We start from the raw sequence: 20,992 nt of genomic DNA on the forward strand, positions 1-20,992 counted from the left end.
GGCTAACCTCTCACAACGAGTCCAGAGAGACTGGCGCATAACGGACTTTCCTAATCCGCCTCTGCGGGTGTCGGATATCGAACAGACTATTCCGGAGCTATCAGCCAGAGTGACAGTATCCGGGATTTTGCGATTCCCTCCCGGGGCTGGACCAACGTCGCCCGCCGTATTGCAAGCGGGCGACGTTGTTGCTGTGGGGGTGTCCTAGTCTGCCCTCGCGGGTGCCCTAATTAGGACAGTACCCGATTGGGCCCCCCCTCAATGCCACCGACGGCGCTCGATCCGTGACCCGCATCAAGAACGCGCGGCCGGCGTGTCGTCATCTTTCCGTAATCCTACGGCACCGAACCTTTTCGCGGTCTCCGGCTTCTGGGGGATGGGACCGCAACTCTGGGGATCGTAACCATGACCGACGACAACACGCACAATGATGCGATCAGGCGCAATCCGCTGCTGGAGGCAGCGCGCGAGGAGATGGTGAAGTTCGAGCGCAAGGAAAACGAATTCCGCAAGAAGGACCGTGAAGAGCGCGCCGCCGAGCTCCATCTTCCCCTGAACGAGATCAAGATCCACTAGGCTCCGCCAGGACCGGCCTCCGGAGCGCCCCGCCCCGCGGTGGGGCGGCAGGCGGCCGGTCCAAGGGGGATCGCCAGATCTCGATCCGGCCTCGCGCGTCGGGCTGCATGGTCGAAAAGACGGGCGCGCGGACACTTAAGGTATCTAAATACTACCAGCAAGCTATTGGCAGATCAAGGAAATTTCCCAGCACCCTACTGTGCATGGGGTTGTTTTCCAATTTTTTGAAAGTCGCGCTGTGCCCACCGCCGTCCATTGGAAGGCACGGCCTCCATTCCACGGCGGGCGTACCCCTCTACAGCACCGCGAGCAGCACCAGGCCGATGACCAGCACGACGAAGCCAGCCGCCGTCGCGGCGGCGAATGACCGCTCTACGTTATCCATGATGCCACCCCGTTTTCGGCGCGCCACGTTTCCCCCATGGCTGCGCCGAACGGATCAGATCTTGCCGATGCGTGTGTCCGCAGTGGTGCGAGCGGATGTCGAAATTGGGACCGGTGCGGGGCCTGTCTGCGGCCTTTCGATCGCGACCTTCACGGCGGCCGATCCGGCCAGCCGCCAGACGAGGCCAGATCCGGACGCGCCGCCTGTCAGGCTGCCGTAAGCTGAACCGGCTAGGGTCGCCCAGCTATGGTGTTGCAGCCCAGCACCTCAGCCTCCAATAACTCTCTGCCCCGCTTGGCTCTCCCCAGGCGGGGCCTTTTCATGCCAGCCGGCGGCGCGCGGGTCTCGCTCCTCCCGGGTCAGGCGCAGCGAGAAGGCGCGGATCGCGGGCGCGGCCAGCAGCACGACCGGCAGCATCGCGGCCCATGCGATCAGCCACGACACCATCCAGTGCCGAACGAAGATCATCGGGCTGCCTGCAGGAAAGCTGGCGATGCCCGCCGCGATCAGCGAGGTCAGTCCGGACTGGATGACTCCGAAAACGAAATGAGAATAGCGGCGGGGAATGCCGAGCATGAGGCGTCCACGGTTGCTTGCCGTGATCAGGCAAGCAAGGCACATGCCGTCACCTCGAGCGGCTCTGGAACGCCACCTTGCAGGCACGCCCTGCCCGGCGCCCGCATGCTTTTGGACGGATTTCAGGAACTCTGTTCATGGTCGGAGAACCACGGAATACCAGCGCCCGCCGGCTGTGCTTCGCGGCTTGCGGCAGATTTTGCTTGTCTCTGGAATATTGTGACTATTGTGACGCCCAACGTGTTTGCAGGCATGGAAGGTGATCGTGGGAGGCGACCATGAATCACGGGGGCGTCGAGTTCACCGTGGCCAAGACAGCGATTCCCGGAGTCTGGCAGTGGCAGTTCCGCATCGGCGAGCAGGTCGAGACCGGCAGGACCGAGACGAAGATTGACCTGCTGGCGATTCGGCGCGTGCAGCTGCGCATCGATCGGGAGCTGAAGGCGATCGCGCGAAACACGGCCTCAACCGGCCGGGAGAGATCGGCAATGCTCCCAAGCGAAGCAGCGCGCCACGCGGTTTTCTGAGGTTTGTCCGTAGCCACCCGGAATTGATCTGACGGTGGTTTGGGATTGCACTGTACGCGCCCAGGGCCTTGGGGGCGAGGCACCATGTGCGCGATCGGTGCCAGCCATGCCGCTCTATTTCTTCCGAATCCGCAACGGCCGTCATTCCGGTTGCGCCGAGCAGGCGACGGAGTTTGCCGATCGTAATGCGGCCTGGAAAGAGATGACGAGTGTCTGCGCCGACATGAGCGCCGGCATTGCCCGCAAGCTCCAGGAAAATTCCGAATGGCACATGGAGCTGCTGGACGAGGCCAAGGAGCCGGTGTTCCGGATCCGCATCGTTGCCGAAACCTTCGACTAGCAAGGCCTTTCGGATCAGGCCCGCGTCAGTCCGCGCTGGGCAGCCGCCGCATGGTGAACTCGATATCGCCGCCGGGCAGCTCGCGCCAGGTCTCGACCGCGCTCATATAGCCGGCCTTGGGGTAGCGGGCAAAGAAGGCCTGCGCCCTTTCCCGCGCCTCAGCACGCGGCAGCGTGAAGGTCTCGCGCAGATAGCCGTCGCCGGCCGTCTGGCCCGGCTTGCCGGCCATCTTGCGCCGGCGCGCCATCCGCTCGGCGAGATCCCGCGGACGATCGGCCATGTCATGCCCTCCTCTACGCGCTACGCTCAGCCACATGTAGGGCGTGGGCCGGATCAAGAGGAGTCCTGTCCGAAAGGCGTGTGTCGCCCCCCGAATGGCGCGTACGGTCAGTTGGCCGCCGTGCCGCCCTTGGTCTTCTTCGGCGCGCTGGTTGCGGCCGACGCCTTCGGTGGCGCCGGCTGCTTCGGCGGATCGGAGCGCATGCCGCCCCAGGGATCGTTGGACGCTTTGGAATCCGGAATCTTCTTCAGGGTTTCCTTGTAGGCCTTTTCACGCTCGGCTTCGGCAGCCTTCTCCTCGGGGGTCTTGCCCGGGCCTTCCTGCAGCAAATTGAGATTGGGCATTTGCGCGTAGGCAGGTCCCGCCAGCACGGCCAGCACCGCGGCCAAACGGAAAAGCTTCATCGTCAACTCCTTGATCATCCATGAGGCGCGGACCGTCCCGCGCCGTGTCATCCTTGTCGCAGCCCGGTCGCGATCCGGAGCCGCTCGAGGCCGCGTGGGCACGCTAGAGCCGATCCGATCTGCACGATTTGGGCGCATGCAGCCAGTCGTCCCAGATCGGACCGCATTTGGTGCACCCGCTCAGCGCGAGACCGAGCGTGGCCATGCAAAAGACGAGGACGCACCGACGCAACATCATCCACCCGTACCCAAGCGAGGCATCATACCGGGCCAAGTCAGGCATTTTCAAGCCGAGGGGGCCGGCGCGACTTTGCCGCGCCGATGGGCGCACAATGAGGCTAAACATCCGGCAACACAGGAGAGCGCGACAGCAATGCAAATGCAGCCAGAAGCCGAGTTCGGCCTCGCCGACGCCCGACGCATCCTCGGCGAGGTTTTTGCGCCCTGGGTCCAGGACCTCAACCTCGCGGTCGAGCGCATCGAGCACGCGCAGCCGGCAGACGTAGCGGACTGGCAACCGGGGGCGCTGCTGCGCATGCCGTTTTCGGAGCGACTGTGCCGGAACGGCGGCGTGGTCTGCGGCCAGCCCCTGATGGCGCTCGCCGACACCGCGATGGTGATCGCGATCCTCGCCGCCAATCGCGGCTACCGCCCCATGACCACGGTCGACCAGACCACGCATTTCATGCGCGCGGTCGCTTCAACGGACGTGCTGGCGGACGCGCGCGTGGTGCGGCTCGGGCGCACCATGAGCTTTGGCCGTGTTACGCTGCTCTCCGCCGCCGACAACAAGCCGGTCGCGATGGTGTCGAGCGCGTTCGCGATGCTGCCGGGGTGAACGCGATCTGAAAAATGAGAGAACCGCGGAAGCGCAAAACGCAGCGCGGCTCTCGATGCAATCATGTCGGGACAGGAAGCATTCGCGATGTGAACGAGCGTTCGCATCACATGCACAACACGATCATGATTGCGTGGTACGACGAGAGCGGCGCCAGCGCAGACTTGCGATCACGAGCGTGATGATCGCGAGCGTGATCAATGATGAACCCGCAACGAATCGTCCGCCTGGACGATCGATCGTACGCGACCAGAGCGACGGGGCCTCGCCTGCGCGCGCCAGACGGAACGCCACCACGCTGTCGCCGATCGAGGTGCCTGCCTCGGAATGGCCGCCGGCGCCGATCGCGACATATTGCTCGCCCTTCCAGAAATAGGTCATGGGATTGGCGACGCCCGGCACTGGCAGCCGGCCCTGCCACAGCTCCTTGCCGCTGCGCGCATCGAAGGCGCGCAAGTAAGCGTCCATCGCGCCGGTGAAGACGAGCCCGCCGGCGGTGACCGCCAGCCCGTTGACGAGCGGCGCACCCCAGGGCAGCGGCAGCCCGAGCGGCGCCAGATCCTCGGTGGTGCCGACGGTCGAACGCCAGAGGATCTTTCCGGCCCTCAGATCGACCGCGACCATCTCACCCCAGGGCGGCTTGTTGCAGAGCAGCCCGAGCGGCGACATCACCACTGCACGCGACATCGCGAAGGGCGCGCCACGCTGCTGGCCAAAATCGTGACCGGGCGGCGGATTGAATCCGGCCGCCTCAGCGCGCGGGATCAGCCTGATGAGATGAGCGGCGCGGCTGGTGTTGGCATAGAGGATCTGATTGACCGGGTCGAAGGCCGCGCTGCCCCAGTTCACACCTCCGCCGGTGAATGGAAATTCCAGCGTGCCCTGCACCGAGGGCGGCGTGTACAGACCCTCGTTGCGTGCTTCCGCGAATTGACGTTCGCATGACGAACGGCCGAGGCCCGGCAATAGCGAGAGCGCATCATCGGGCGAGATCGTCTGCGACATCAGTGCCGGCACATGCGTCGGGAATGGCTGCGTCGGCGACAGCACCTCGCCTTCCGCGCCGCCCTGCGGCACCGCGCGCTCTTCGACCGGCCAGACCGGCTTGCCGGTGTCGCGGTCGAGCACGAAGACAAAGCCCTGCTTGGTCGGCTGGATCACGACATCGCGCTGCCCCTCGCCGGTGTCGACGCGCGTGAGCGTCGGTTGCGCCGCCAGATCGTAATCCCAGACGTCGTGATGCACGGTCTGGAACGCCCACACCAGCTCGCCGGTCTCGATGCGCAACGCGATCACCGAATTGGCATGCTCATTGTTGCCCCGCCGCCTGCCGCCCCAAAAGTCCGGTGACGGCGAGGTCGTCGGCAGAAAAACGAGCCCGCGCGTCTCGTCGACCGACATCGGCGCCCAGACGTTGGCGTGGCCGGCTTCAATGCCGTCGCGCTGGAGCGGTTCAAAGGTCCAGCGCGGCTCACCGCTGCGCGCATCGAACGCGCGCACGACGCCGCTCGGCGCGTCGACACGGCGGTTGTCGCCGATCGCGGAGCCGACCACAACGATACCGCGGCCGGTGGCCGGTGGCGAGGTGATCTGGAATTCGCCAGGCCATTCCAGCTGCATGTCGATCTCGAGCTTGATCTCACCGCCCTTGCCGAAATCAGTACAGGGAATTCCCGTCTTCGCATCGAGCGCAATGAGGCGGACATCGTTGGTGCCCATGAAGATGCGCGACCGGCAGGCGGCATTCGCAGGCGCCTGATCATCGACCCAGTAGGTGACACCGCGGCAGACATAACGATTGGCAGGACGCTGATTGGTCGCAATCTTGGGATCGAAACGCCATTTCTGCGCACCCGTGCCGGGATCGAGCGCGATCACCTCGTTGAAGGGGGAGCAGAAGATGAGGCTGTCCTCGACGAACAGCGGCGTCGCCTGGAATTTGGTCCGCCGCATCAGTTCAGGCGGGCGCGCGGTGAGATCGCCGGTGTGAAATTCGAAGGCGCGGACGAACTGCCCGACATTGTCCGGCGTGATCTCCCGCAATTGCGAGAAGCGCGAGCCGCCGATATCGCCGCCCCAACTCTCCCAGGCGGAGCACGGCCGCACTACAGACAACAGAAGTGCGAGCGCGGCCGAACCCCACAGGCAGGTCCGCAACATCCACATCACTTCATTTCGGCTTCCTGGAGGGTTCGCTTGGGCGGGCGCCGCCCCACGGGTCGTACTTGTCCTTGGGCTCCGGAATGCGCTCGAGCGCGGCCTTGTAGGCTTTTTCGTCGATCTTGGGCGTGGTGTCCGCCGGCTTGGCTCCGTCGCTGGGCTGGCGCCGGCCCTGCGCCTGCACCGAAGCCGCTGTCAGTGCCAAGACCACGGCCGCGATGACCAGAATCCTCATTGGTGCAATCCCCCTCATCTGGGGCACAAACTAGCCGGCAATCGCGGAATAGCAATGCCGCGGGCTCCAAGGCTTCAGCAAATCTTGATCGGCAGGGACTTCGCCGGATCGCATTCGTGCCTATGTGTTGGCCCGCAGGGGGCCTCCACGGATGTTGCGGATTGTTGTTCATGCGGCGCTGCTCGCCGGCGCCCTTGCGCTCGCTGGCTGCGGCTTTGCCGACAGCCGCGCGCCGGTGCCGGAGTTCATGCGCATGAAAGAGGCGGAGCAGCCGCCGCCCGAGGCGCCTCCCGACGTCAAGCGCGTGGTGCGCGAGCAGATCGACGTCGTCTTTCTCGCAACGTCCTATCCGCGCGAGGTGCACGTCGCGCCGCCCCATCGTGAGGTGCGAGGACCGGGCTGGACGGCCTGCGTCCGCGCGCAGCTCACCTCCGCGACCGGCTCGCCGCTCGGCGCTCAGACCTACATCGTGACCATCAACGGCGGGAAGGTCGTGGACCGCCGGCGGGCGGAAGCCGACGACATCTGCGGGACCGAGACGTACGAGCCGATCTAGGAACCTGCCCTTGACGATGCGGTTCCGGGAAAAACCAGCGTCCTGGCCGGGAACGATCACCGCCTGCCCTTCTTGTTACCGCCGAGGGCAGATTCGAGGAGGACATGATGAGGACGTTGACTGTTGCGCTATTGGCGGGCGTGGGTGCCTTGGCAGCCGCCTCGGGGGCGAAGGCTTCCGATATCTATACCAGCAGCGAATACACCAATCCCGATCTCGTCCAGCAGGTGCGGCTGGTCTGTGACGATGCCGGCAATTGCTATCGCAGTCGCCGCGGCGGGCGCGTGATCGTACGCGACTCCTACGCGACGATGCCGCGCGACCGTTACTACGAGCGCCGCACCTACCGCGATTGGGACGACGGTCCGCGCGGCGGTGTCGGCATTCGCGCACCGGGCGTCAGCGTGGGCGTCGGTGTCGGCGACGATCGCTGGTAGTCGCTCCAAGATGAATGATGAGCGGGACCGGGCGGATTCGCCCGGTCCTGTTCACGTGCGCGGTCTGACCAGCGTCAGGCGGGCACAGCGTGCTGCTGGAACTGCTCGTAGGCCGCGATCGCGTCGGCGGCATACAGCGATGGCCCGCCGCCCATGTAGACGACCATGCCGAGCGTCTCCTCGATCTCTTGGCGCGTCGCACCGAGCCTGACGAGCTAGCTCTTGTCGTTCAGGTTTCTAGCGGATCGGCCGGCGTGACGAAGCGAGACACTGGCGGCAGGTGAGCAATGAAACGGGCCAGCACCATGCCGCCGCACATCGCCGCAACGAAGATGACCGCGGAGAGCGATCCGAATCCGAGCGCGGTCAGCGCCGGTCCCGGACAGAAGCCCACCAATCCCCAGCCGACGCCGAAGATCGCGGGACCTGCGACGATCCTGGGATCGATGTCTCGCCGTGTCGGCAGATAAAATCGATCGGCGAAGAACGGGCGCGCGAGCTTCAGGACGCGGCTGAAGCCGATGAAGGTCACAGCCACCGCGCCTGCCATCACGAAGGCGAGGCTCGCATCCCATGTCCCCGCCGGAATGCCGCCGATGTCCAGGAAGTTCAGCACCTTGGCCGGGTTCGACATGCCGGAGACGATGAGGCCGACACCGAAGATCAGCCCGATCGCGAATTGAACGAGGATTACCATCGCGATCAGCTCCAGTGCCGCATCACGAAGACGGTCGCCATGCCGGCCGCCATGAAGGTCATGGTCGCGACCAGCGAGCGTACCGACAGCCGCGACAAGCCGCAAACGCCGTGTCCCGAGGTGCAGCCGCTGCCCCACACCGAACCGAAGCCCGTCAGCAATCCGCCAACGATCAGGACGGCCGGCCCCGCCGCGATGGTCTGCGCCGGCAGGTCTCCGGTGACGAGCCGCACCAGCACGGGCGCGGCGACGAGACCGGCGACGAAGGCGAGGCGTCCGGCGAATTCGCGGTCCTCATAGGGCGGAAACAGTCGAGCCGCGATGCCGCTGACCCCGGCAATCCGCCCCGTAGCCCACATCAGCAGAACGGCGGCGAGGCCGATCATCGCGCCGCCCAGAAGTGAGGCCAGCGGTGTGAAAGGTGTGGCGATCATCTAGATCCTCCGGGTCGAGAAGCGATCCTGCGCATCAATCGTCCAACTGCCGATCTGCCAGCCGGACGCCAACGAGACATTAATATTACCACTCGAATTGAAGCAGCGTCCCAACTGTATTTTCCATTCTTTGCGCTAAGCATGACTAGGCAGCACGGGCTTGGTCCGCGTGCTTGGGGACAACGGGACGTGGTCGACACCGCGCAGCAGGCGACGATCCATCCGGCATCGGCAAGGCACGCCGGAGCCGCGCCCGCGCGCATCCCGCTTGCCGCAGTCGATACCGGCCAATGGCGCGCGCTTGCACAGCGCGCGATCGAGCCCAACGGATATTACCTGCCCGCCTGGGAGCTCGCCGTCAGCGCAACCGCGGGCGGCCGCACGGATGCCTCGGCGCTGCCTGCATTCGACGGATCTTCGACCCGGCTGATCGGCTTGATGCCGGTGATCTCGCTTTGGCGCGCCTGGAAGATTCCCCTGCCCGCGCTGGTGAGCGCGCATCCCTATGGCACGCTGTGCAGCCCGCTGCTCGACCGCGACGCTCCGCTGGAGGCGGCCACGCATCTGTTGCAGCAGGCGCGCGAGGCCGGCGCGCATGCGCTCGTGCTGAACGACGTCGCGCTCGACGGCGCTGCGATGAAGGCGCTCGAGCAGATCCTGAACCGCGACGGCCTGAAGCCGAGAATCCTCAGCTCCTATATCCGTGCCAGCCTCGATGCGACGCAGGATGGCGAAACGCTGTTACGAGACGCGCTCGGCGCCAAGAAGCTCAAGGAGCTGCGCCGCCAGCACCATCGCCTGGAAGAGCACGGCCCCGTCGCGTTCGAGGTTGCGCGCAGCTCCGGCGAGATCGGACGGGCGCTCGAAAATTTCCTGCAGCTCGAAGCCAGCGGCTGGAAGGGCAAGCGCGGTACCGCGCTGGTCCAGCACGCGGGCGATGCGACCTTCATCCGTCGCGCCGTGCCGGCGCTGGCAGAAACCGCGCAGTGCGAGATCGTCACGCTTCGCGCCGGCACGACGCCGGTCGCCAGCGGCATCGTGCTGCGCCATCAGGACCGCGCCTTCTTCTTCAAGCTCGGCATCGACGAGCGCTTCGCGAAATATTCGCCGGGCGTGCAGCTCACGCTCGACCTCACCCGCCATCTCTGCGCCGATCCCGCCATCGCCAGCGCGGACTCGACGGCAAGCGCCGACCACCCCATGATCAACCCGATCTGGCGCGGACGCTTCGCGATCGGCGACGTGCTGATCCCGCTGCGGCGGCACGATCCGGTGGTGACGCTCATTCATGCGGCGCTGCTCGGCCTAAACGCCGCGCACCAGACCGCGCGACGCGTGGTCCGTCGGCTCCGCAAATAGCCAAAACTACTCCGCCGCCTGCGCGTTGATCTCTTCCGAGACCTGACGGATGGCGCGGGCGAGCAGGTTCGGATCCTGAGCGCCGGAGACGGCGTATTTCTGCGCGAACACGTAAGTCGGCACGCCGGAGATGCCCTTCTCGGCGGCTTCCTGCGCGTCCGCCGAAACGCGTGCGACGTCCTCGTCGGTGGCAAGGCGCTTACGCACAACCTCCGCGCCGAGACCGATATCAGCGGCCGCCTGCACCAGCACGTTGACGTCGGTGAGATCGCCGCCGTCGCGGAAATAGAGCTCCATCAGGCGCTGCTTCATCTCGGGCGCCTTTCCGATCGCGTCCGCCCATAGGATCAGGCGATGGCAGTCGATCGTGTTGGGCTGGCGCGCCACCAGCTCGGGCTTGTAGACGAGGCCCTCCTCGCCCGCGGCCGCAACGACGCGTCCGGCAATGCCCTTATAGGCTTCGACCGAGCCGAACTTCTTCCTGAGATACTCCTCGCGGCTGATGCCTTCGCGCGGCACCCAGGGATTGAGGAAGAACGGACGGAAGTTGAGCTTGACCGGAACGTCGGGCACCAGCGCCAGCGCGCTCTCGATGCGGTGCTTACCGATGTAGCACCAGGGGCACACCACGTCGGAGACGACGTCGATCTGCAGCGGCTTCAGCGTGCTCATGTCAGGCGCCTCCTTGGCGGTAAAGGTTGGCCCAAACATAAGCCGAACCCGTGCCGAGGCAAGGGCGCCGGATGAGGGCGCTACGTCATGGCTGCCGCGATCTGCTTCAGCCGCTCGGCGGTGCGCTCGTCCGCTGGAAAGAACGTCTCCAGCGCCAGCTCCGAGAGCGTGATATCCACGGGCGTGCCGAACACCATGGTGGTGGAGAAGAAACTTAGTATCTCCCCGCCAAGACGCAGCTTGAATGGAATGGCGACATTGTCGCTCGACAGCGGAGCCGAACGCGCCGGGACGGGATAGCTCTTCAAGTCGTTGTAGAGCTTGATCAGCTCCGGGTCGGCCGTGGCCTCGCATTGGCGGTGCAGCCGCTCCAGCAGATGCCCGCACCATTCGGCGAGGTTGACCGTGCGCGGCGCCAACGCCTCGGGATGGAAGGCGAGCCGCAGCACGTTAAAGGGCTGCCCGAGCAGATGCTGCGGGATGCCGTCGAGCAGCGGCGCCACCATGCGGTTGGCGGAGACGAGGTTCCAGTGCCTGTCCACCGCAAGCGCGGGATTGGGCTCATGCGCTTTCAAGACGAGGTCGATCGCCTGACGGGCTGATTTCAAGGCGGGATCCTCCAGCGGTCGCTGCGGGAAGGCCGGCGCGTAACCGGCCGCGACCAGCAGCACGTTGCGTTCGCGCAGGGGCACGTCGAGGCGTTCGGCCAGCCTGAGCACCATGTCGCGCGAGGGCGCGGCCCGGCCGGTCTCGACGAAGCTCAGATGCCGCGCCGAGATCTCGGCTTCGCCCGCGAGATCCAGCTGGCTCATGCGGCGGCGCTGCCGCCATTCGCGCAGGTGATCGCCGATATGGATCGGCTGGCTGCGTTCGGTCCGTGCCGTGGATGCATGTGCGTTCATGACCGAAAACCTAACATGCGGATTTCGGTCCTTCCATTACCCACGAGGTAATCGAAATGGGGCGCCGGCGCGCGCATCCTGGGTCGCAACAGGAGAGACCCATGATCGCGCTGCTGCTCTATCGGACCGTCGCAGACCACGTCTTGCCCTGGGCCATGGCGTTCGCAGCCCGGATGCTGGCGCGCAGCCTCAACATGCCCGAGCCGCTGGTGCATTCGACCGGTGACTATGTCCTCGCGCAGGTCATCGCTTTCGAGCACGGCGTCGGAAAGAGCCTCTGCCCATTCCGCCTCGCCCGCCTGCTCCGCGCATGGTGGCGCGGACGGCACTGAATTCCACCCCAGCCCAAAGGAGACCTACGATGATCGACGCATCCATCTTCCTGCGCCGTGCCCTGCTCGCCGACGCCATCTTCAGCGGCGTTGCCGCTCTCGGCTTCGCCTTCGGCGCGAGCGCGGTCGCAATGCTGTTCAATCTGCCCGAAGCGCTGCTGCGCGAGACCGGCCTGTTCCTGATCGCCTACACCGCCCTGGTGGGCTGGCTCGCCTCGCGGGCCACAGTGGCGAAACCTCTCATCCTGCTGGTCGTGATCGGCAACGGGGCCTGGACGGTCGGCAGCATCGCGCTGCTGCTCTCTGGCGCGGTGTCGCCGAACCTTGCGGGCGCGCTAGTGGTCGTGGCGCAGGCGATCGCGACCGGCGTGTTTGCGGAGCTGCAATTTTTGGGATTGCGGAAGAGCGCGGATGTGGTGGCGGCGTGAGACCCCGCTCGTCCCCTCATCACGCGCTGCCGTCGCCCGGCTCGACCGGGCGACGACAGTATTCCAGAGGCCGTAGTCATACGCGGAGAAGCCGCGGCGTACTGGATGCCCTGGTCCCGTGTCCGCCAAGGCTACGCCGGGCCACAAAGGTGCTCGGCACGCCGGAGCTTTAGCGAAGGCGGCAAGCCGGGGCATGACAGCGGAGCTAGAAGTGCAAGCGCGGGCTACCCCCGCGCGCGGCCGTTGGGCTTGCCGACGGCGTGGCCGTTGAGCTTCTTCTTTTTCGCCGTTTTTGTCGACGCCTTCTTGGTCGCCTTACGCTCGGTGCGAGCCTTCACCTTGGCCCGTTCGGCCCGCGCTTCGGCGCGGAGCTTCTTGCGCTTCTTCTCGCAGGAGTCGCACTTGCAGCCGATCGGCTTCAGATAGGCTTTGAAATAGTCGGTGCCGTAATCGTAGTTGATCTCGTCGCCCGGTTCGATGTTCTTGATGGCGCGGATATAGACCTTGCGCTCGCGTGGGCGGACGTCGGACTCGGCGTTGGGCCGGCAGGAATGATTGATGTAGCGGGCGAGGTTCTTGCGCACGGAGCCGTCGATGGTCCAGCGCCCGTTGAGCTCGAACAGATATTTGTTCTCGATCTCGTCCTGCTCGGGAATCCGCGAGTCCAGGATTGGTCCGAAATAGCGGATGATCCGGGTGCCCTTCTTGATCGGCTTGGTGGCGAAGAGGCCGAGCCCGGTCTTGGAGCGGCCGACGCGATAAGGTTTGTTGGAGGTGACTGGCATGATCAAGGGAATGAGAACGCGAACAAGGCCGGATCGGCTTAAAGCGAAGCCGCTCTTCTAGAACGATTCCGCGCCGCTGTCAGGTATATCCTGTCATTGTTTGAACCTTGCCCACAATCAAGACGTCTGATGGTACCGAGTTCCCGCTGCATCGAAAGCCGCATATGAACCGCATTGTCAGCACCGGCTTGGCTGTCTTGATGACTTGCGTCGGCCTAAACGGCGCCGGCGCCCAATCCGCGGGCAGCACCTACACCTCGACGGCACCAAAAGATTGCCGCCAAATCGGCAAGCCCAGCACGCTCGACGGCAGCACCATGCGGGTGTGTCCGGGCAAGGACGGTCTGACGGTGCTGATTGCCGAGGATGATCTTCGCGAGACCGTGTCGGTCGGCCGCAATCGCAAGCAAGCCGCCGAGGAACCGGCGGCCAAGACCTGGTTCGCGCCGTTCAATTCGTCCGAGACCACCGTCGAATGGCGCGCGGCCGGCGCAAAGCCGTTTGCGATGATCCAGCGTTGGCACATCGCCGACAACGCCGATCCCGATAAGGAGGGAAGACCGAACACCAAGGCCATGCTGGTCGTGACACGGCTACCACCGGGCCCGGTCTGCCACGTCGCCTATGTCGATGCCGCCGCCAATGCTGATGCCAACGAGCTCGCGCGCAAGGCGGCCGACGAACTGGCGCGCAGCTTCACATGCGGCAAGGACGAGGTGATGATCATCGGCACGCGTGGCCGCGCGGTCGAGCTGGCGACCATGCACTAAGCGAGCAGCGGCCCTACGTCGGAAATTTCGCGGCGACCGTCGACTTCAAGATCGCCTCCAGAAGCTGCTCCGCCGTGGTGCCTGCCGGCAGCCGCTGCAAAATATCCTCGAGCCGGCCGTCGAGCAGCAGCATGGTGAAGCCATGCACCATCGACCAGGCCCGCGCGATCGCGGCGCCCTGCTCCAGCGTCAGCGTATCGCCGCTGATCCGCTCCTGCCGCATGGTGGCGATGGCATTCGCAAGCCCGGCGAAAGAGGCTTCGGCCGCCTCGTGCAGCGACGGCCTGGAATAATCGAGGCGCTCGGTGCGGAACATGATGCCGTACATGCCGGGATGGGCCTGCGCGTAGGCGACATAGGCTTTCGGCCGCGCCAGCGCGCGTTCCAGCGGCGTGGTCGCGGTGTCACAGGCCGACGCCATCGCCGCGTTGAATTGGCGGAAGCCGACCGCCGCAAGCTCGCTGAGCAGACCGGTGAGATCGCCGAAATGGTGCGTCGGTGCGGCATGCGAGACGCCCGCCTCGCGTGCCACCGCGCGCAAGGTCAGGCCGGCAAGCCCATCGCGCTCGAGCACGCGTTCGGCGGCCAGGAGCAGCGCTTCGCGCAGGGCGCCGTGATGATACGGCGTCTCGGTTTTCGCGCTCGTCGCGCGGCGTGGCGGATGCGATGCCGCGGTCGAGATCGTTCTTCTGGGGGTACGCGAGCTTCGCGCCGTTTCGCTCTTGGTGTCGGTCTTGGCCATTTGCAAGCTATATGACGCAATATTGACAGTGTAAAGATTTCACTTGACGGACGCCGCGATCGGCTCTATTCGATCTTTACGATGTAAAGATAGGAGGGATCGCCGTGCAGCACGACGCCATCACCGAGCGCCGCAACAATATCGCGCCGATCCCGTTCGAGGCTGACGCACCATTCCTCAAGATCGTCGGCGAATTGCCCCGAGAGCTGAACGGCACGCTCTATCGCAACGGCCCCAATCCGCAGTTCGATTCGCCCGGCGCGCACTGGTTTGTCGGTGACGGCATGCTGCACGCCTTCCATATCGAGAACGGACGTGCGAGCTATCGCAACCGCTGGGTCCGCACGCCGAAATGGCTCGCCGAGCACGACGCCGGCCGCGCGCTGTTCGGCGGCTTCGGCCGCAAGCTGCCGGACGCCCCTGCCAACCTCACGGACGGCGGCGTCGCCAACACCAACATCCTCTTCCATGCCGGCAAGCTGCTGGCGCTGGAAGAAGCGCATCTGCCGACCGAGATCGAGCCGGGCACGCTGGCGACGCGCGGCTATCACAACTATCTGGGCCGCGTCGCCGGCAGTTTTACCGCGCATCCGAAGATCGACCCCCTCACCGGTGAGCTCGTGTTCTTCGGCTACAACGCCGCAGGTCCGCTGACGCCCGCTCTCTCCTACGGATCGATCGACGCCTCCGGCAAGGCGACGCGCTTCGAGCGGTTCGAGGCCCCCTATGCCAGCATGGTGCACGACTTCATCGTCACCGCGAACCATGTGCTGTTTCCCATCCTGCCCATCACCGGCAGCATGGAGCGCGCGATGAGCGGACGCCCGCCCTATGCCTGGGAGCCGGACAAGGGTGCCTATGTCGGGGTGATGAAGCGCAGCGGCACGGCCAAGGACATCGTCTGGTTTCGTGCGGAGGCCTGCTACGTGTTCCACGTCATGAATGCGTGGGAGGACGGCGACCGCATCGTCGCTGACGTCATGCAATTCGAGGAGGCGCCGCTGTTTCCGCATCCCGACGGCCGGCCGACAGATCCGGAAAAATCGCGCGCGCGCCACTGCCGCTGGACCTTCGATCTCTCAGGCAATACCGACCGTTTCCAGCAAACATATCTCGACGATCTCACCGGCGAATTCCCGCGTATCGACGATCGTCGCGCCGGGCTGAAGAGCCGTCACGGCTGGTACGCCTGCGCCAATCCGAAGCTGCCGATGTTCGGCGCGCTCTCAGGCATCGTTCATGTCGACGGCAATGGCAGGCGGCTCGGCCACTATCTGCTGCCGGCCGGCGACACCATCTCCGAGCCGGTGTTCGTCGAGCGGTCGAAAGATGCGGCCGAGGGCGATGGCTGGCTGCTCGCGGTGATCTGGCGCGCGCGGGAAAACCGCAGCGACCTCGCCGTGTTCAATGCCACCGACATCGAGGCTGGCCCCGCCGCCTTGGTGCAGCTCGGCCACCGCGTGCCCGACGGCTTCCACGGCAATTGGGTGGGAGCCGGGTAGCTCCCGTCATTCCGTGGCGCGCCAATTGCCGCGAGCCCGGGATTCATTTCGCGACACGTGTTGCTGCCCGATGGATGCTCGCGCTGACGCGCGCGCTGGAATGACGAAAGAGGACTTTTCCATGCACATGCCCTCGATCTTCGCAGACTGCCTTGCCGTCCTCGCCTTGACCGGCGCTGCACTCGCCTTTCAGATGATCCGGTTGCGGCGGAGCCGCCATGTCGTCTTCAACGGCGGCGTCCTGCTCTGCCTTGGCCTCTTGGCCGCCGCCGCGCTGCCACTCCTGTCGCGCCTGCCCTGGGCGGAATTGGCCGACGAAGTGTCCGACCAAGCCGTTGCAGCACTTCATCTCTTGGAAGTTACCTATGTTATTTTGACACTGTAAAGATTTCGCTTGACCCGGCTTCGCCTCTGAATTATTGATCTTTACATCGTAAAGATTGGCATGACCGAGGCGCCCATGACGATTTTCCTGATCCTCGCGCCCTACGGCGCCTTCACTTTCCTGACGCTGGTGACCTCGGCCATGATCAGCGTGTTCGCGGCCAGCGCGATCTGTCTTGTCACCGTCGCGATCGATGTGGTGCGCGGCCGCTCCGTGAAGATCCTCGCGGTAGGCTCGGCCGTCATGTTCGCCGCGATCGGCCTCTCCCTCGCGCTGTTCGACCCGGCAATCGACACGCTCCGCATCAAGCTGTTGGTCGACATCGGCATCTTCCTGATCTCGCTCGGCTCGATGCTGGTCCGCCATCCCTTCACGCTGCAATATGCGCTCGAATCGGTACCGGCCGAGACGGCGGCAATGCCCGGCTTTCTCCGCGCCAATTATATCATCACCGGCGCGTGGACCGCGGCCGCGCTGTTGATGGCGGCCGCCAATCTCGTGCTGCTCTACGTCCCCGGCCTGCCGCTCTGGTCGAGCCTTGCGGTCGCCTTCGCCGCCCGCAACAGTGCGATCTACTTCACAAAGTGGTATCCCGAGTATCGCCAGATCAAGTACGGTACGCCCGCCCGCGCTCTTCCCGACGCCCGCTGAACAGGATCGATGATGAAGGACGTATTCGCCCGCCTCGCCTCCGACTTCCTCTCCGCTATCGTCTTCCTGGCCGTCTATCTCATCACCGACAACGTCATCCTGGCGACGTCGGTGGCGATCGCCGGAGCGATCGCGCAGGTGATCTACGCCCGCGTCAAGGGGCAGCCGCTCAACTACATGACCTATGCGAGCCTCGCGCTCGTCGTCGTGCTGGGCACGGTCACGCTGCTGACCAACGATCCGCGCTTCATGCTGGCAAAACCCTCGATCGCGCATTTCGCGATCGGCCTCATCATGCTCAAGCGCGGCTGGATGCTGCGCTACATGCCGCCGATCGTCGCCGATACAGTTCCGGAATATGTCACGGCTGCAGGCTACGTCTGGGCGGGGCTGATGTTCGTGATCGGCGTCGGCATGATCGTGGTCGCCTCCACGGGCGATCTGAAGCTGTGGGCGTTCTACATCACGGTGGTTGCCGGCGGCGCCAAGATCCTGGCCTTCGCCGTGCAGTATGTGGTGCTGCGGCTCGTCGTCACCAGCCGGCGGCGCGCCGCCGCCCGCGCCTAAATGCCCTATCGCAGGGTTGGGCAGGAACTGCGAGTTGAGCTATAGGCTCGCTCAGGACGGCCGTGGATGGTCGCGGACCGCCGAAATTTGCTCGGGAGACGGGAATGGCCGTAGACGGCAACTGGAATCTGACCATGACGACGCCGATGGGCGAGCGCCAGGCGACGCTGAGCCTGACCGCTGCGGACGGCACACTCACGGGCACGCAGGGCGCGGAAGGTAATACGGCCGAGATCTTCGACGGCACCGTCTCTGGCAACAACGTCTCCTGGAAGGTCTCGATCACCAACCCGATGCCGCTGACGCTCGAATTCACCGGCACGGTCTCCGGCGACAGCATCAGCGGCGAGATGGGCATCGGTCCGATGGGCAGCTTCCCGTTCACGGGCGCGCGGGCCTAAAGCATGATCCGGAAAAGTGCGAAGCGGTTTTCCGGAAAGATCATGCGTAAACAACAAGCTAAAGCGCGATGACGATTCATCCAAATTTCATCGCGCTTTAACGCCGCGCGCCCCATGATGCGCCCGCTCCGTCTCATCGCCGCGGCGGTGCTGTCTGTCGCGGCACAAGCCGCGCGCGCCGATGACACCGAACCGGCGTGGCGCGCAAGTGCGCTCGCCATGGTGCCGGCAGGCTATATCGCAGGCACCGCCTACCGAACCGAGGGTTCGACCGGTTATCTCGCCGTCTATCCCGCGACATCGAACGATCCGAAGACACCGGCGAGCGTGTTCGCGGCGCGCCAGGCCCTCGTCGTCACGCTCACACCCGACGCTACACGCGCGGTGTCAGCCGAGATCAAGCCGCGCAACGATCGCGATGACGACGACAGCGATTTCGCAAAGCTGCACGCCGAGCTCGCCGGCAGGCGCACGACGCTCCCTGATGGCACCGAGCCCTGCAGTCTCGGCGCCTGGTCCATCGACAAGGATCCCAACGGCCTCAACGTGCGCGCCGAGCCGTCAGCGACGGCGCGTGTGCTCGGCACTCTGCCGCCGCCCTACCGGCTGAAGCTTGGCGGCGCCGAGAACACTCCCGACGGCGGCTGGCTCACCGAATTCCGCATCATCGGTTTCAAGGGCGGCTGGTTTCTGATCGAAGGCGCGAGGCCCCCGGGCAAGGACTACGAGGACGAGAAGCGATATCCGCGCAGTGCGCCAAAGCCCTATGCCGGACGCGGCTGGGTCGCGTCGAACAAGGTCGGGGCGAATTACGCCAATGGCTACACGCGCGCGGGCGGGCTGTTCCAGGCGCCTTTCATCGATGCCAAATGGACGCCAGCACAACGCGAACTCGGCGGACCGATTGATGGCGACGGCGGACCGAAACGCATCTTGGCCTGCAGCGGCTTCTGGGGTCTCGTCGAGAGCCACGATGGCGTCCGCGGCTGGTGGCGCGCGCTGTGCTCGAATCAAGTCACGAATTGCAGTTAAAGCGCGATGAGATTTGGATGAATCGTCATCGCGCTTTAGCTTGTTGTTTACGCATGATCTTTCCGGAAAACCGCTTCGCACTTTTCCGGATCATGCTTTAGAACGTCGCAGCTTCCTGCCGTCATGGCCGGGCTTATCCCGGCCATCGACGTCTTCTTCGCCGCACCAGGAACGTGATGCCCGGGACAAGCCCGGGCATGACGATTGTTAGGGCACGGGCATCATCGTCCGCACACGAGCGCGGATGGAGCAGCTAGCCCAAATTCAACTCTTTGAAGAAGTCGTTGCCCTTGTCGTCGATGATGATGAACGCGGGGAAGTCGACGACTTCGATGCGCCAGATCGCTTCCATGCCGAGCTCGGGATATTCGAGCACCTCGACCTTCTTGATGCAGTGCTCGGCGAGGTTCGCCGCGGCGCCGCCGATCGAGCCGAGATAGAAGCCGCCGTATTTCTTGCAGGCCTCGCGCACGGCCGGCGCGCGGTTGCCCTTGGCCACCATCACCATCGAGCCGCCCGCGGCCTGGAACTGGTCGACGAAGGAATCCATGCGGCCCGCGGTGGTCGGACCGAACGCGCCGGAGGCGTAGCCCTCGGGCGTCTTGGCGGGACCAGCGTAATAGACCGGATGGTTCTTGAAATAATCCGGCAGCGGCTCGCCCTTCTCCAGCCGCTCGCGCAGCTTGGCATGGGCGCTATCGCGCGCGACGATCATGGTGCCGGTCATCGAGACCCGCGTCTTGATCGGATATTTCGAGAACGTCGCCAGGATGTCCTTCATCGGCTGGTTGAGATCGATCTTGACGACCTCGCCGCCGAGCGACTCTTCGACCTGTGGCAGATATTGCGCCGGGTTGTGCTCGAGCTCCTCGAGATAGACGCCGTCCTTGGTGATCTTGCCGAGCACCTGGCGGTCGGCCGAGCACGACACGCCAAGCCCGATCGGCAGCGAAGCGCCGTGCCTGGGCATGCGGATCACGCGGACGTCATGGCAGAAGTATTTGCCGCCGAACTGCGCGCCGACGCCGAGCGACTGCGTCATCTTGTGGATTTCCTTCTCCATCTCGATGTCGCGGAAGGCGTTGCCATCAGGCGAGCCGTGGGTCGGCAGAGCATCGAGATAGCGGGCGGAGGCGAGCTTCACCGTCTTCATGCAGAGCTCGGCCGAGGTGCCGCCGATCACGATGGCGAGATGATAGGGTGGGCACGCCGCGGTGCCCAGCGTCAGGATCTTTTCCTTGAGGAAAGCGAGCAGCCGGTCCTTGGTCAGCACCGAGGGCGTCGCCTGGAACAGAAAGCTCTTGTTGGCGGAGCCGCCGCCCTTCGCCATGAACATGAACTTGTAGGCGTCGTCGCCCTCGGCGTAGATCTCGCACTGCGCCGGCATGTTGTTGGCGGTGTTCTTCTCCTCATACATCGAAAGCGGCGCGACCTGCGAATAGCGCAGATTGCGGCGCAGATACGCATCGCGCGCGCCTTCGGACAGCGCCGCCTCGTCGTCGCCGTCGGTGATGACGTTGCAGCCCTTCTTGCCCATGATGATCGCGGTGCCGGTGTCCTGGCACATCGGCAGCACGCCGCCGGCGGCGATATTGGCGTTCTTCAAAAAGTCCAGCGCGACGAACTTGTCGTTCGGGCTCGCCTCGCTGTCCTCCAGGATCGAGCGGAGCTGCTTCAGATGGCCGGGCCGCAGATAATGGTTGATGTCGCCAAATGCCGCTTCCGACAGCGCCCGCAGCGCCTCGCGCGACACCACCAACATGTCCTTGCCGAGGACCTTCTCGACCCTGACTCCCTCGGACGAGATCTTCTTGTAGGGTGTCTCGTCCTTGCCCAGCGGGAACAGCGGGGTGTGCTTGTAGGGCGGAACAGGCTTGGACTGGTCGGGGAAAGCGGTGGGAGCGTTCATGGGGCAAATCTCGGGGTTTTGCGGCCCTGGCGGGCCTCTCAGCATAGAAGCGTTCTAAGCTTTTTTGCCGCAAAGGGAAGCGCCCGGGAAGCCCGCCCGGCTCATGGGGA

At 64.9% G+C, this 20,992-nt stretch carries 28 protein-coding genes and 1 pseudogene; 16 read left to right on the plus strand and 13 right to left on the minus strand.

Features of this window, described 5'->3' with window-relative positions:
• Positions 1-405 precede the first annotated feature (405 nt).
• Positions 406-576 carry a hypothetical protein gene (locus P6U28_RS19685; protein ID WP_174221572.1) on the plus strand — a complete coding sequence of 57 codons (171 nt, stop codon included), beginning with the start codon at positions 406-408 and terminating at the stop codon, positions 574-576.
• Positions 577-1,228: 652 nt separating this feature from the next.
• On the opposite strand, the gene P6U28_RS19690 is transcribed toward P6U28_RS19685, so the two are convergent.
• On the minus strand, positions 1,229-1,537 hold the full coding sequence (locus P6U28_RS19690; protein ID WP_244607955.1) for a DUF2798 domain-containing protein: 309 nt from the start codon (positions 1,535-1,537) through the stop codon (positions 1,229-1,231).
• A 278-nt stretch (positions 1,538-1,815) separates the two neighbouring features.
• On the opposite strand from P6U28_RS19690, the gene P6U28_RS19695 reads away from it, so the two are divergent.
• On the plus strand, positions 1,816-2,064 hold the full coding sequence (locus tag P6U28_RS19695; protein ID WP_407123033.1) for a hypothetical protein: 249 nt from the start codon (positions 1,816-1,818) through the stop codon (positions 2,062-2,064).
• A 106-nt stretch (positions 2,065-2,170) separates the two neighbouring features.
• Positions 2,171-2,404 carry a DUF6894 family protein gene (locus P6U28_RS19700; protein ID WP_122402462.1) on the plus strand — a complete coding sequence of 78 codons (234 nt, stop codon included), beginning with the start codon at positions 2,171-2,173 and terminating at the stop codon, positions 2,402-2,404.
• 25 nt (positions 2,405-2,429) lie between these two features.
• On the opposite strand, the gene P6U28_RS19705 is transcribed toward P6U28_RS19700, so the two are convergent.
• Together P6U28_RS19705 and P6U28_RS19710 are read right to left on the minus strand one after the other, a co-directional pair.
• Positions 2,430-2,684, minus strand: coding sequence for a hypothetical protein (locus P6U28_RS19705; RefSeq protein ID WP_122402461.1), 255 nt, complete (start codon positions 2,682-2,684; stop codon positions 2,430-2,432).
• Positions 2,685-2,791: 107 nt separating this feature from the next.
• Positions 2,792-3,088, minus strand: coding sequence for a hypothetical protein (locus tag P6U28_RS19710; protein ID WP_407123034.1), 297 nt, complete (start codon positions 3,086-3,088; stop codon positions 2,792-2,794).
• A 373-nt stretch (positions 3,089-3,461) separates the two neighbouring features.
• Here P6U28_RS19710 and P6U28_RS19715 point away from each other — a divergent pair, with 373 nt between their 5' ends.
• Entirely contained in the window at positions 3,462-3,926 is a 465-nt protein-coding gene (locus P6U28_RS19715; RefSeq protein ID WP_407123035.1) for a PaaI family thioesterase, read from the plus strand.
• A gap of 123 nt (positions 3,927-4,049) precedes the next feature.
• On the opposite strand, the gene P6U28_RS19720 is transcribed toward P6U28_RS19715, so the two are convergent.
• The gene (locus tag P6U28_RS19720) at positions 4,050-6,086 is read right to left on the minus strand and encodes a pyrroloquinoline quinone-dependent dehydrogenase (RefSeq protein WP_407123036.1); all 2,037 of its coding nucleotides are present in this window, start codon (positions 6,084-6,086) and stop codon (positions 4,050-4,052) included.
• Positions 6,087-6,096: 10 nt separating this feature from the next.
• Positions 6,097-6,321, minus strand: coding sequence for a hypothetical protein (locus tag P6U28_RS19725; RefSeq protein WP_122402459.1), 225 nt, complete (start codon positions 6,319-6,321; stop codon positions 6,097-6,099).
• Positions 6,322-6,472: 151 nt separating this feature from the next.
• Here P6U28_RS19725 and P6U28_RS19730 point away from each other — a divergent pair, with 151 nt between their 5' ends.
• Both P6U28_RS19730 and P6U28_RS19735 read left to right on the plus strand, forming a co-directional pair.
• Positions 6,473-6,877, plus strand: a complete 405-nt coding sequence (locus P6U28_RS19730) for a hypothetical protein (RefSeq protein ID WP_122402458.1) — start codon at positions 6,473-6,475, stop codon at positions 6,875-6,877.
• Positions 6,878-6,981: 104 nt separating this feature from the next.
• On the plus strand, positions 6,982-7,314 hold the full coding sequence (locus P6U28_RS19735; RefSeq protein WP_122402457.1) for a hypothetical protein: 333 nt from the start codon (positions 6,982-6,984) through the stop codon (positions 7,312-7,314).
• Between the two features lie 74 nt (positions 7,315-7,388).
• Here the strand turns inward: P6U28_RS19735 and P6U28_RS19740 are convergent.
• From P6U28_RS19740 to P6U28_RS19750, 3 genes and pseudogenes are all read right to left on the minus strand, one after another.
• Positions 7,389-7,529: pseudogene (locus tag P6U28_RS19740) on the minus strand (carboxymuconolactone decarboxylase family protein); the annotation flags it as partial.
• A 14-nt stretch (positions 7,530-7,543) separates the two neighbouring features.
• Entirely contained in the window at positions 7,544-8,011 is a 468-nt protein-coding gene (locus P6U28_RS19745) for a DUF6691 family protein (RefSeq protein ID WP_122402456.1), read from the minus strand.
• A gap of 5 nt (positions 8,012-8,016) precedes the next feature.
• Positions 8,017-8,445: a YeeE/YedE family protein gene (locus P6U28_RS19750; protein ID WP_122402455.1), complete on the minus strand. Its 429-nt coding sequence runs from the start codon at positions 8,443-8,445 to the stop codon at positions 8,017-8,019.
• A gap of 189 nt (positions 8,446-8,634) precedes the next feature.
• Here P6U28_RS19750 and P6U28_RS19755 point away from each other — a divergent pair, with 189 nt between their 5' ends.
• A complete protein-coding gene (locus tag P6U28_RS19755; RefSeq protein WP_407123037.1) occupies positions 8,635-9,804 on the plus strand; it encodes a GNAT family N-acetyltransferase in 1,170 nt (389 codons plus the stop codon).
• A 6-nt stretch (positions 9,805-9,810) separates the two neighbouring features.
• Here the strand turns inward: P6U28_RS19755 and P6U28_RS19760 are convergent, their stop codons facing one another.
• Together P6U28_RS19760 and P6U28_RS19765 are read right to left on the minus strand one after the other, a co-directional pair.
• Positions 9,811-10,476 carry a DsbA family oxidoreductase gene (locus P6U28_RS19760; protein WP_407123038.1) on the minus strand — a complete coding sequence of 222 codons (666 nt, stop codon included), beginning with the start codon at positions 10,474-10,476 and terminating at the stop codon, positions 9,811-9,813.
• Between the two features lie 80 nt (positions 10,477-10,556).
• Positions 10,557-11,378: a helix-turn-helix domain-containing protein gene (locus tag P6U28_RS19765; RefSeq protein WP_122402453.1), complete on the minus strand. Its 822-nt coding sequence runs from the start codon at positions 11,376-11,378 to the stop codon at positions 10,557-10,559.
• Positions 11,379-11,479: 101 nt separating this feature from the next.
• Here P6U28_RS19765 and P6U28_RS19770 point away from each other — a divergent pair, with 101 nt between their 5' ends.
• Together P6U28_RS19770 and P6U28_RS19775 are read left to right on the plus strand one after the other, a co-directional pair.
• A complete protein-coding gene (locus tag P6U28_RS19770) occupies positions 11,480-11,710 on the plus strand; it encodes a hypothetical protein (protein ID WP_174221571.1) in 231 nt (76 codons plus the stop codon).
• A gap of 29 nt (positions 11,711-11,739) precedes the next feature.
• Positions 11,740-12,138 carry a hypothetical protein gene (locus P6U28_RS19775; protein ID WP_122402451.1) on the plus strand — a complete coding sequence of 133 codons (399 nt, stop codon included), beginning with the start codon at positions 11,740-11,742 and terminating at the stop codon, positions 12,136-12,138.
• 224 nt (positions 12,139-12,362) lie between these two features.
• Here the strand turns inward: P6U28_RS19775 and P6U28_RS19780 are convergent, their stop codons facing one another.
• Positions 12,363-12,923, minus strand: a complete 561-nt coding sequence (locus tag P6U28_RS19780; protein ID WP_122406574.1) for an SET domain-containing protein — start codon at positions 12,921-12,923, stop codon at positions 12,363-12,365.
• Between the two features lie 164 nt (positions 12,924-13,087).
• Here P6U28_RS19780 and P6U28_RS19785 point away from each other — a divergent pair, with 164 nt between their 5' ends.
• On the plus strand, positions 13,088-13,693 hold the full coding sequence (locus P6U28_RS19785) for a hypothetical protein (protein WP_162500208.1): 606 nt from the start codon (positions 13,088-13,090) through the stop codon (positions 13,691-13,693).
• A gap of 13 nt (positions 13,694-13,706) precedes the next feature.
• Here P6U28_RS19785 and P6U28_RS19790 read toward each other — a convergent pair whose 3' ends face one another.
• On the minus strand, positions 13,707-14,435 hold the full coding sequence (locus P6U28_RS19790) for a TetR/AcrR family transcriptional regulator (protein ID WP_122402450.1): 729 nt from the start codon (positions 14,433-14,435) through the stop codon (positions 13,707-13,709).
• Between the two features lie 104 nt (positions 14,436-14,539).
• On the opposite strand from P6U28_RS19790, the gene P6U28_RS19795 reads away from it, so the two are divergent.
• The 6 genes from P6U28_RS19795 (at position 14,540) to P6U28_RS19820 (ending at position 18,973) form a co-directional block, all read left to right on the plus strand.
• The gene (locus P6U28_RS19795; protein ID WP_129145415.1) at positions 14,540-15,937 is read left to right on the plus strand and encodes a carotenoid oxygenase family protein; all 1,398 of its coding nucleotides are present in this window, start codon (positions 14,540-14,542) and stop codon (positions 15,935-15,937) included.
• 121 nt (positions 15,938-16,058) lie between these two features.
• Positions 16,059-16,322: a hypothetical protein gene (locus P6U28_RS19800; RefSeq protein ID WP_122406572.1), complete on the plus strand. Its 264-nt coding sequence runs from the start codon at positions 16,059-16,061 to the stop codon at positions 16,320-16,322.
• 75 nt (positions 16,323-16,397) lie between these two features.
• On the plus strand, positions 16,398-16,973 hold the full coding sequence (locus P6U28_RS19805; protein ID WP_129145416.1) for a hypothetical protein: 576 nt from the start codon (positions 16,398-16,400) through the stop codon (positions 16,971-16,973).
• Between the two features lie 12 nt (positions 16,974-16,985).
• Positions 16,986-17,540 (plus strand): inner membrane-spanning protein YciB, encoded by a 555-nt coding sequence (locus tag P6U28_RS19810; RefSeq protein WP_209296525.1) that lies wholly within the window; start codon positions 16,986-16,988, stop codon positions 17,538-17,540.
• Positions 17,541-17,644: 104 nt separating this feature from the next.
• Complete coding sequence (locus P6U28_RS19815; RefSeq protein ID WP_122402448.1) at positions 17,645-17,941, plus strand: hypothetical protein; 297 nt, start codon at positions 17,645-17,647, stop codon at positions 17,939-17,941.
• Positions 17,942-18,058: 117 nt separating this feature from the next.
• Positions 18,059-18,973, plus strand: a complete 915-nt coding sequence (locus tag P6U28_RS19820) for an SH3 domain-containing protein (RefSeq protein WP_129145428.1) — start codon at positions 18,059-18,061, stop codon at positions 18,971-18,973.
• A gap of 253 nt (positions 18,974-19,226) precedes the next feature.
• Here the strand turns inward: P6U28_RS19820 and P6U28_RS19825 are convergent, their stop codons facing one another.
• Positions 19,227-20,882: a fumarate hydratase gene (locus P6U28_RS19825; RefSeq protein WP_122402447.1), complete on the minus strand. Its 1,656-nt coding sequence runs from the start codon at positions 20,880-20,882 to the stop codon at positions 19,227-19,229.
• Between the last annotated feature and the right edge of the window lie 110 nt (positions 20,883-20,992).

This window comes from Bradyrhizobium sp. STM 3561 (assembly GCF_045571455.1).
In the GTDB taxonomy this organism is placed as follows: domain Bacteria; phylum Pseudomonadota; class Alphaproteobacteria; order Rhizobiales; family Xanthobacteraceae; genus Bradyrhizobium; species Bradyrhizobium vignae.

What these genes read in the sequence shown, in the direction of transcription:
- P6U28_RS19780 (WP_122406574.1), bottom strand. Translation starts at nt 12,923, where the DNA reads ATGCCAGTCACCTCCAACAAACCTTATCGCGTCGGCCGCTCCAAGACC.
- P6U28_RS19690 (WP_244607955.1), bottom strand. Translation starts at nt 1,537, where the DNA reads ATGCTCGGCATTCCCCGCCGCTATTCTCATTTCGTTTTCGGAGTCATC.
- P6U28_RS19705 (WP_122402461.1), bottom strand. Translation starts at nt 2,684, where the DNA reads ATGGCCGATCGTCCGCGGGATCTCGCCGAGCGGATGGCGCGCCGGCGC.
- P6U28_RS19750 (WP_122402455.1), bottom strand. Translation starts at nt 8,445, where the DNA reads ATGATCGCCACACCTTTCACACCGCTGGCCTCACTTCTGGGCGGCGCG.
- P6U28_RS19820 (WP_129145428.1), top strand. Translation starts at nt 18,059, where the DNA reads ATGCGCCCGCTCCGTCTCATCGCCGCGGCGGTGCTGTCTGTCGCGGCA.
- P6U28_RS19815 (WP_122402448.1), top strand. Translation starts at nt 17,645, where the DNA reads ATGGCCGTAGACGGCAACTGGAATCTGACCATGACGACGCCGATGGGC.
- P6U28_RS19810 (WP_209296525.1), top strand. Translation starts at nt 16,986, where the DNA reads ATGAAGGACGTATTCGCCCGCCTCGCCTCCGACTTCCTCTCCGCTATC.
- P6U28_RS19710 (WP_407123034.1), bottom strand. Translation starts at nt 3,088, where the DNA reads ATGAAGCTTTTCCGTTTGGCCGCGGTGCTGGCCGTGCTGGCGGGACCT.
- P6U28_RS19700 (WP_122402462.1), top strand. Translation starts at nt 2,171, where the DNA reads ATGCCGCTCTATTTCTTCCGAATCCGCAACGGCCGTCATTCCGGTTGC.
- P6U28_RS19730 (WP_122402458.1), top strand. Translation starts at nt 6,473, where the DNA reads ATGTTGCGGATTGTTGTTCATGCGGCGCTGCTCGCCGGCGCCCTTGCG.
- P6U28_RS19685 (WP_174221572.1), top strand. Translation starts at nt 406, where the DNA reads ATGACCGACGACAACACGCACAATGATGCGATCAGGCGCAATCCGCTG.
- P6U28_RS19695 (WP_407123033.1), top strand. Translation starts at nt 1,816, where the DNA reads ATGAATCACGGGGGCGTCGAGTTCACCGTGGCCAAGACAGCGATTCCC.
- P6U28_RS19745 (WP_122402456.1), bottom strand. Translation starts at nt 8,011, where the DNA reads ATGGTAATCCTCGTTCAATTCGCGATCGGGCTGATCTTCGGTGTCGGC.
- P6U28_RS19715 (WP_407123035.1), top strand. Translation starts at nt 3,462, where the DNA reads ATGCAAATGCAGCCAGAAGCCGAGTTCGGCCTCGCCGACGCCCGACGC.
- P6U28_RS19825 (WP_122402447.1), bottom strand. Translation starts at nt 20,882, where the DNA reads ATGAACGCTCCCACCGCTTTCCCCGACCAGTCCAAGCCTGTTCCGCCC.
- P6U28_RS19805 (WP_129145416.1), top strand. Translation starts at nt 16,398, where the DNA reads ATGACGATTTTCCTGATCCTCGCGCCCTACGGCGCCTTCACTTTCCTG.
- P6U28_RS19775 (WP_122402451.1), top strand. Translation starts at nt 11,740, where the DNA reads ATGATCGACGCATCCATCTTCCTGCGCCGTGCCCTGCTCGCCGACGCC.
- P6U28_RS19760 (WP_407123038.1), bottom strand. Translation starts at nt 10,476, where the DNA reads ATGAGCACGCTGAAGCCGCTGCAGATCGACGTCGTCTCCGACGTGGTG.
- P6U28_RS19800 (WP_122406572.1), top strand. Translation starts at nt 16,059, where the DNA reads ATGCACATGCCCTCGATCTTCGCAGACTGCCTTGCCGTCCTCGCCTTG.
- P6U28_RS19735 (WP_122402457.1), top strand. Translation starts at nt 6,982, where the DNA reads ATGATGAGGACGTTGACTGTTGCGCTATTGGCGGGCGTGGGTGCCTTG.
- P6U28_RS19770 (WP_174221571.1), top strand. Translation starts at nt 11,480, where the DNA reads ATGATCGCGCTGCTGCTCTATCGGACCGTCGCAGACCACGTCTTGCCC.
- P6U28_RS19765 (WP_122402453.1), bottom strand. Translation starts at nt 11,378, where the DNA reads ATGAACGCACATGCATCCACGGCACGGACCGAACGCAGCCAGCCGATC.
- P6U28_RS19725 (WP_122402459.1), bottom strand. Translation starts at nt 6,321, where the DNA reads ATGAGGATTCTGGTCATCGCGGCCGTGGTCTTGGCACTGACAGCGGCT.
- P6U28_RS19790 (WP_122402450.1), bottom strand. Translation starts at nt 14,435, where the DNA reads ATGGCCAAGACCGACACCAAGAGCGAAACGGCGCGAAGCTCGCGTACC.
- P6U28_RS19785 (WP_162500208.1), top strand. Translation starts at nt 13,088, where the DNA reads ATGAACCGCATTGTCAGCACCGGCTTGGCTGTCTTGATGACTTGCGTC.
- P6U28_RS19720 (WP_407123036.1), bottom strand. Translation starts at nt 6,086, where the DNA reads ATGTTGCGGACCTGCCTGTGGGGTTCGGCCGCGCTCGCACTTCTGTTG.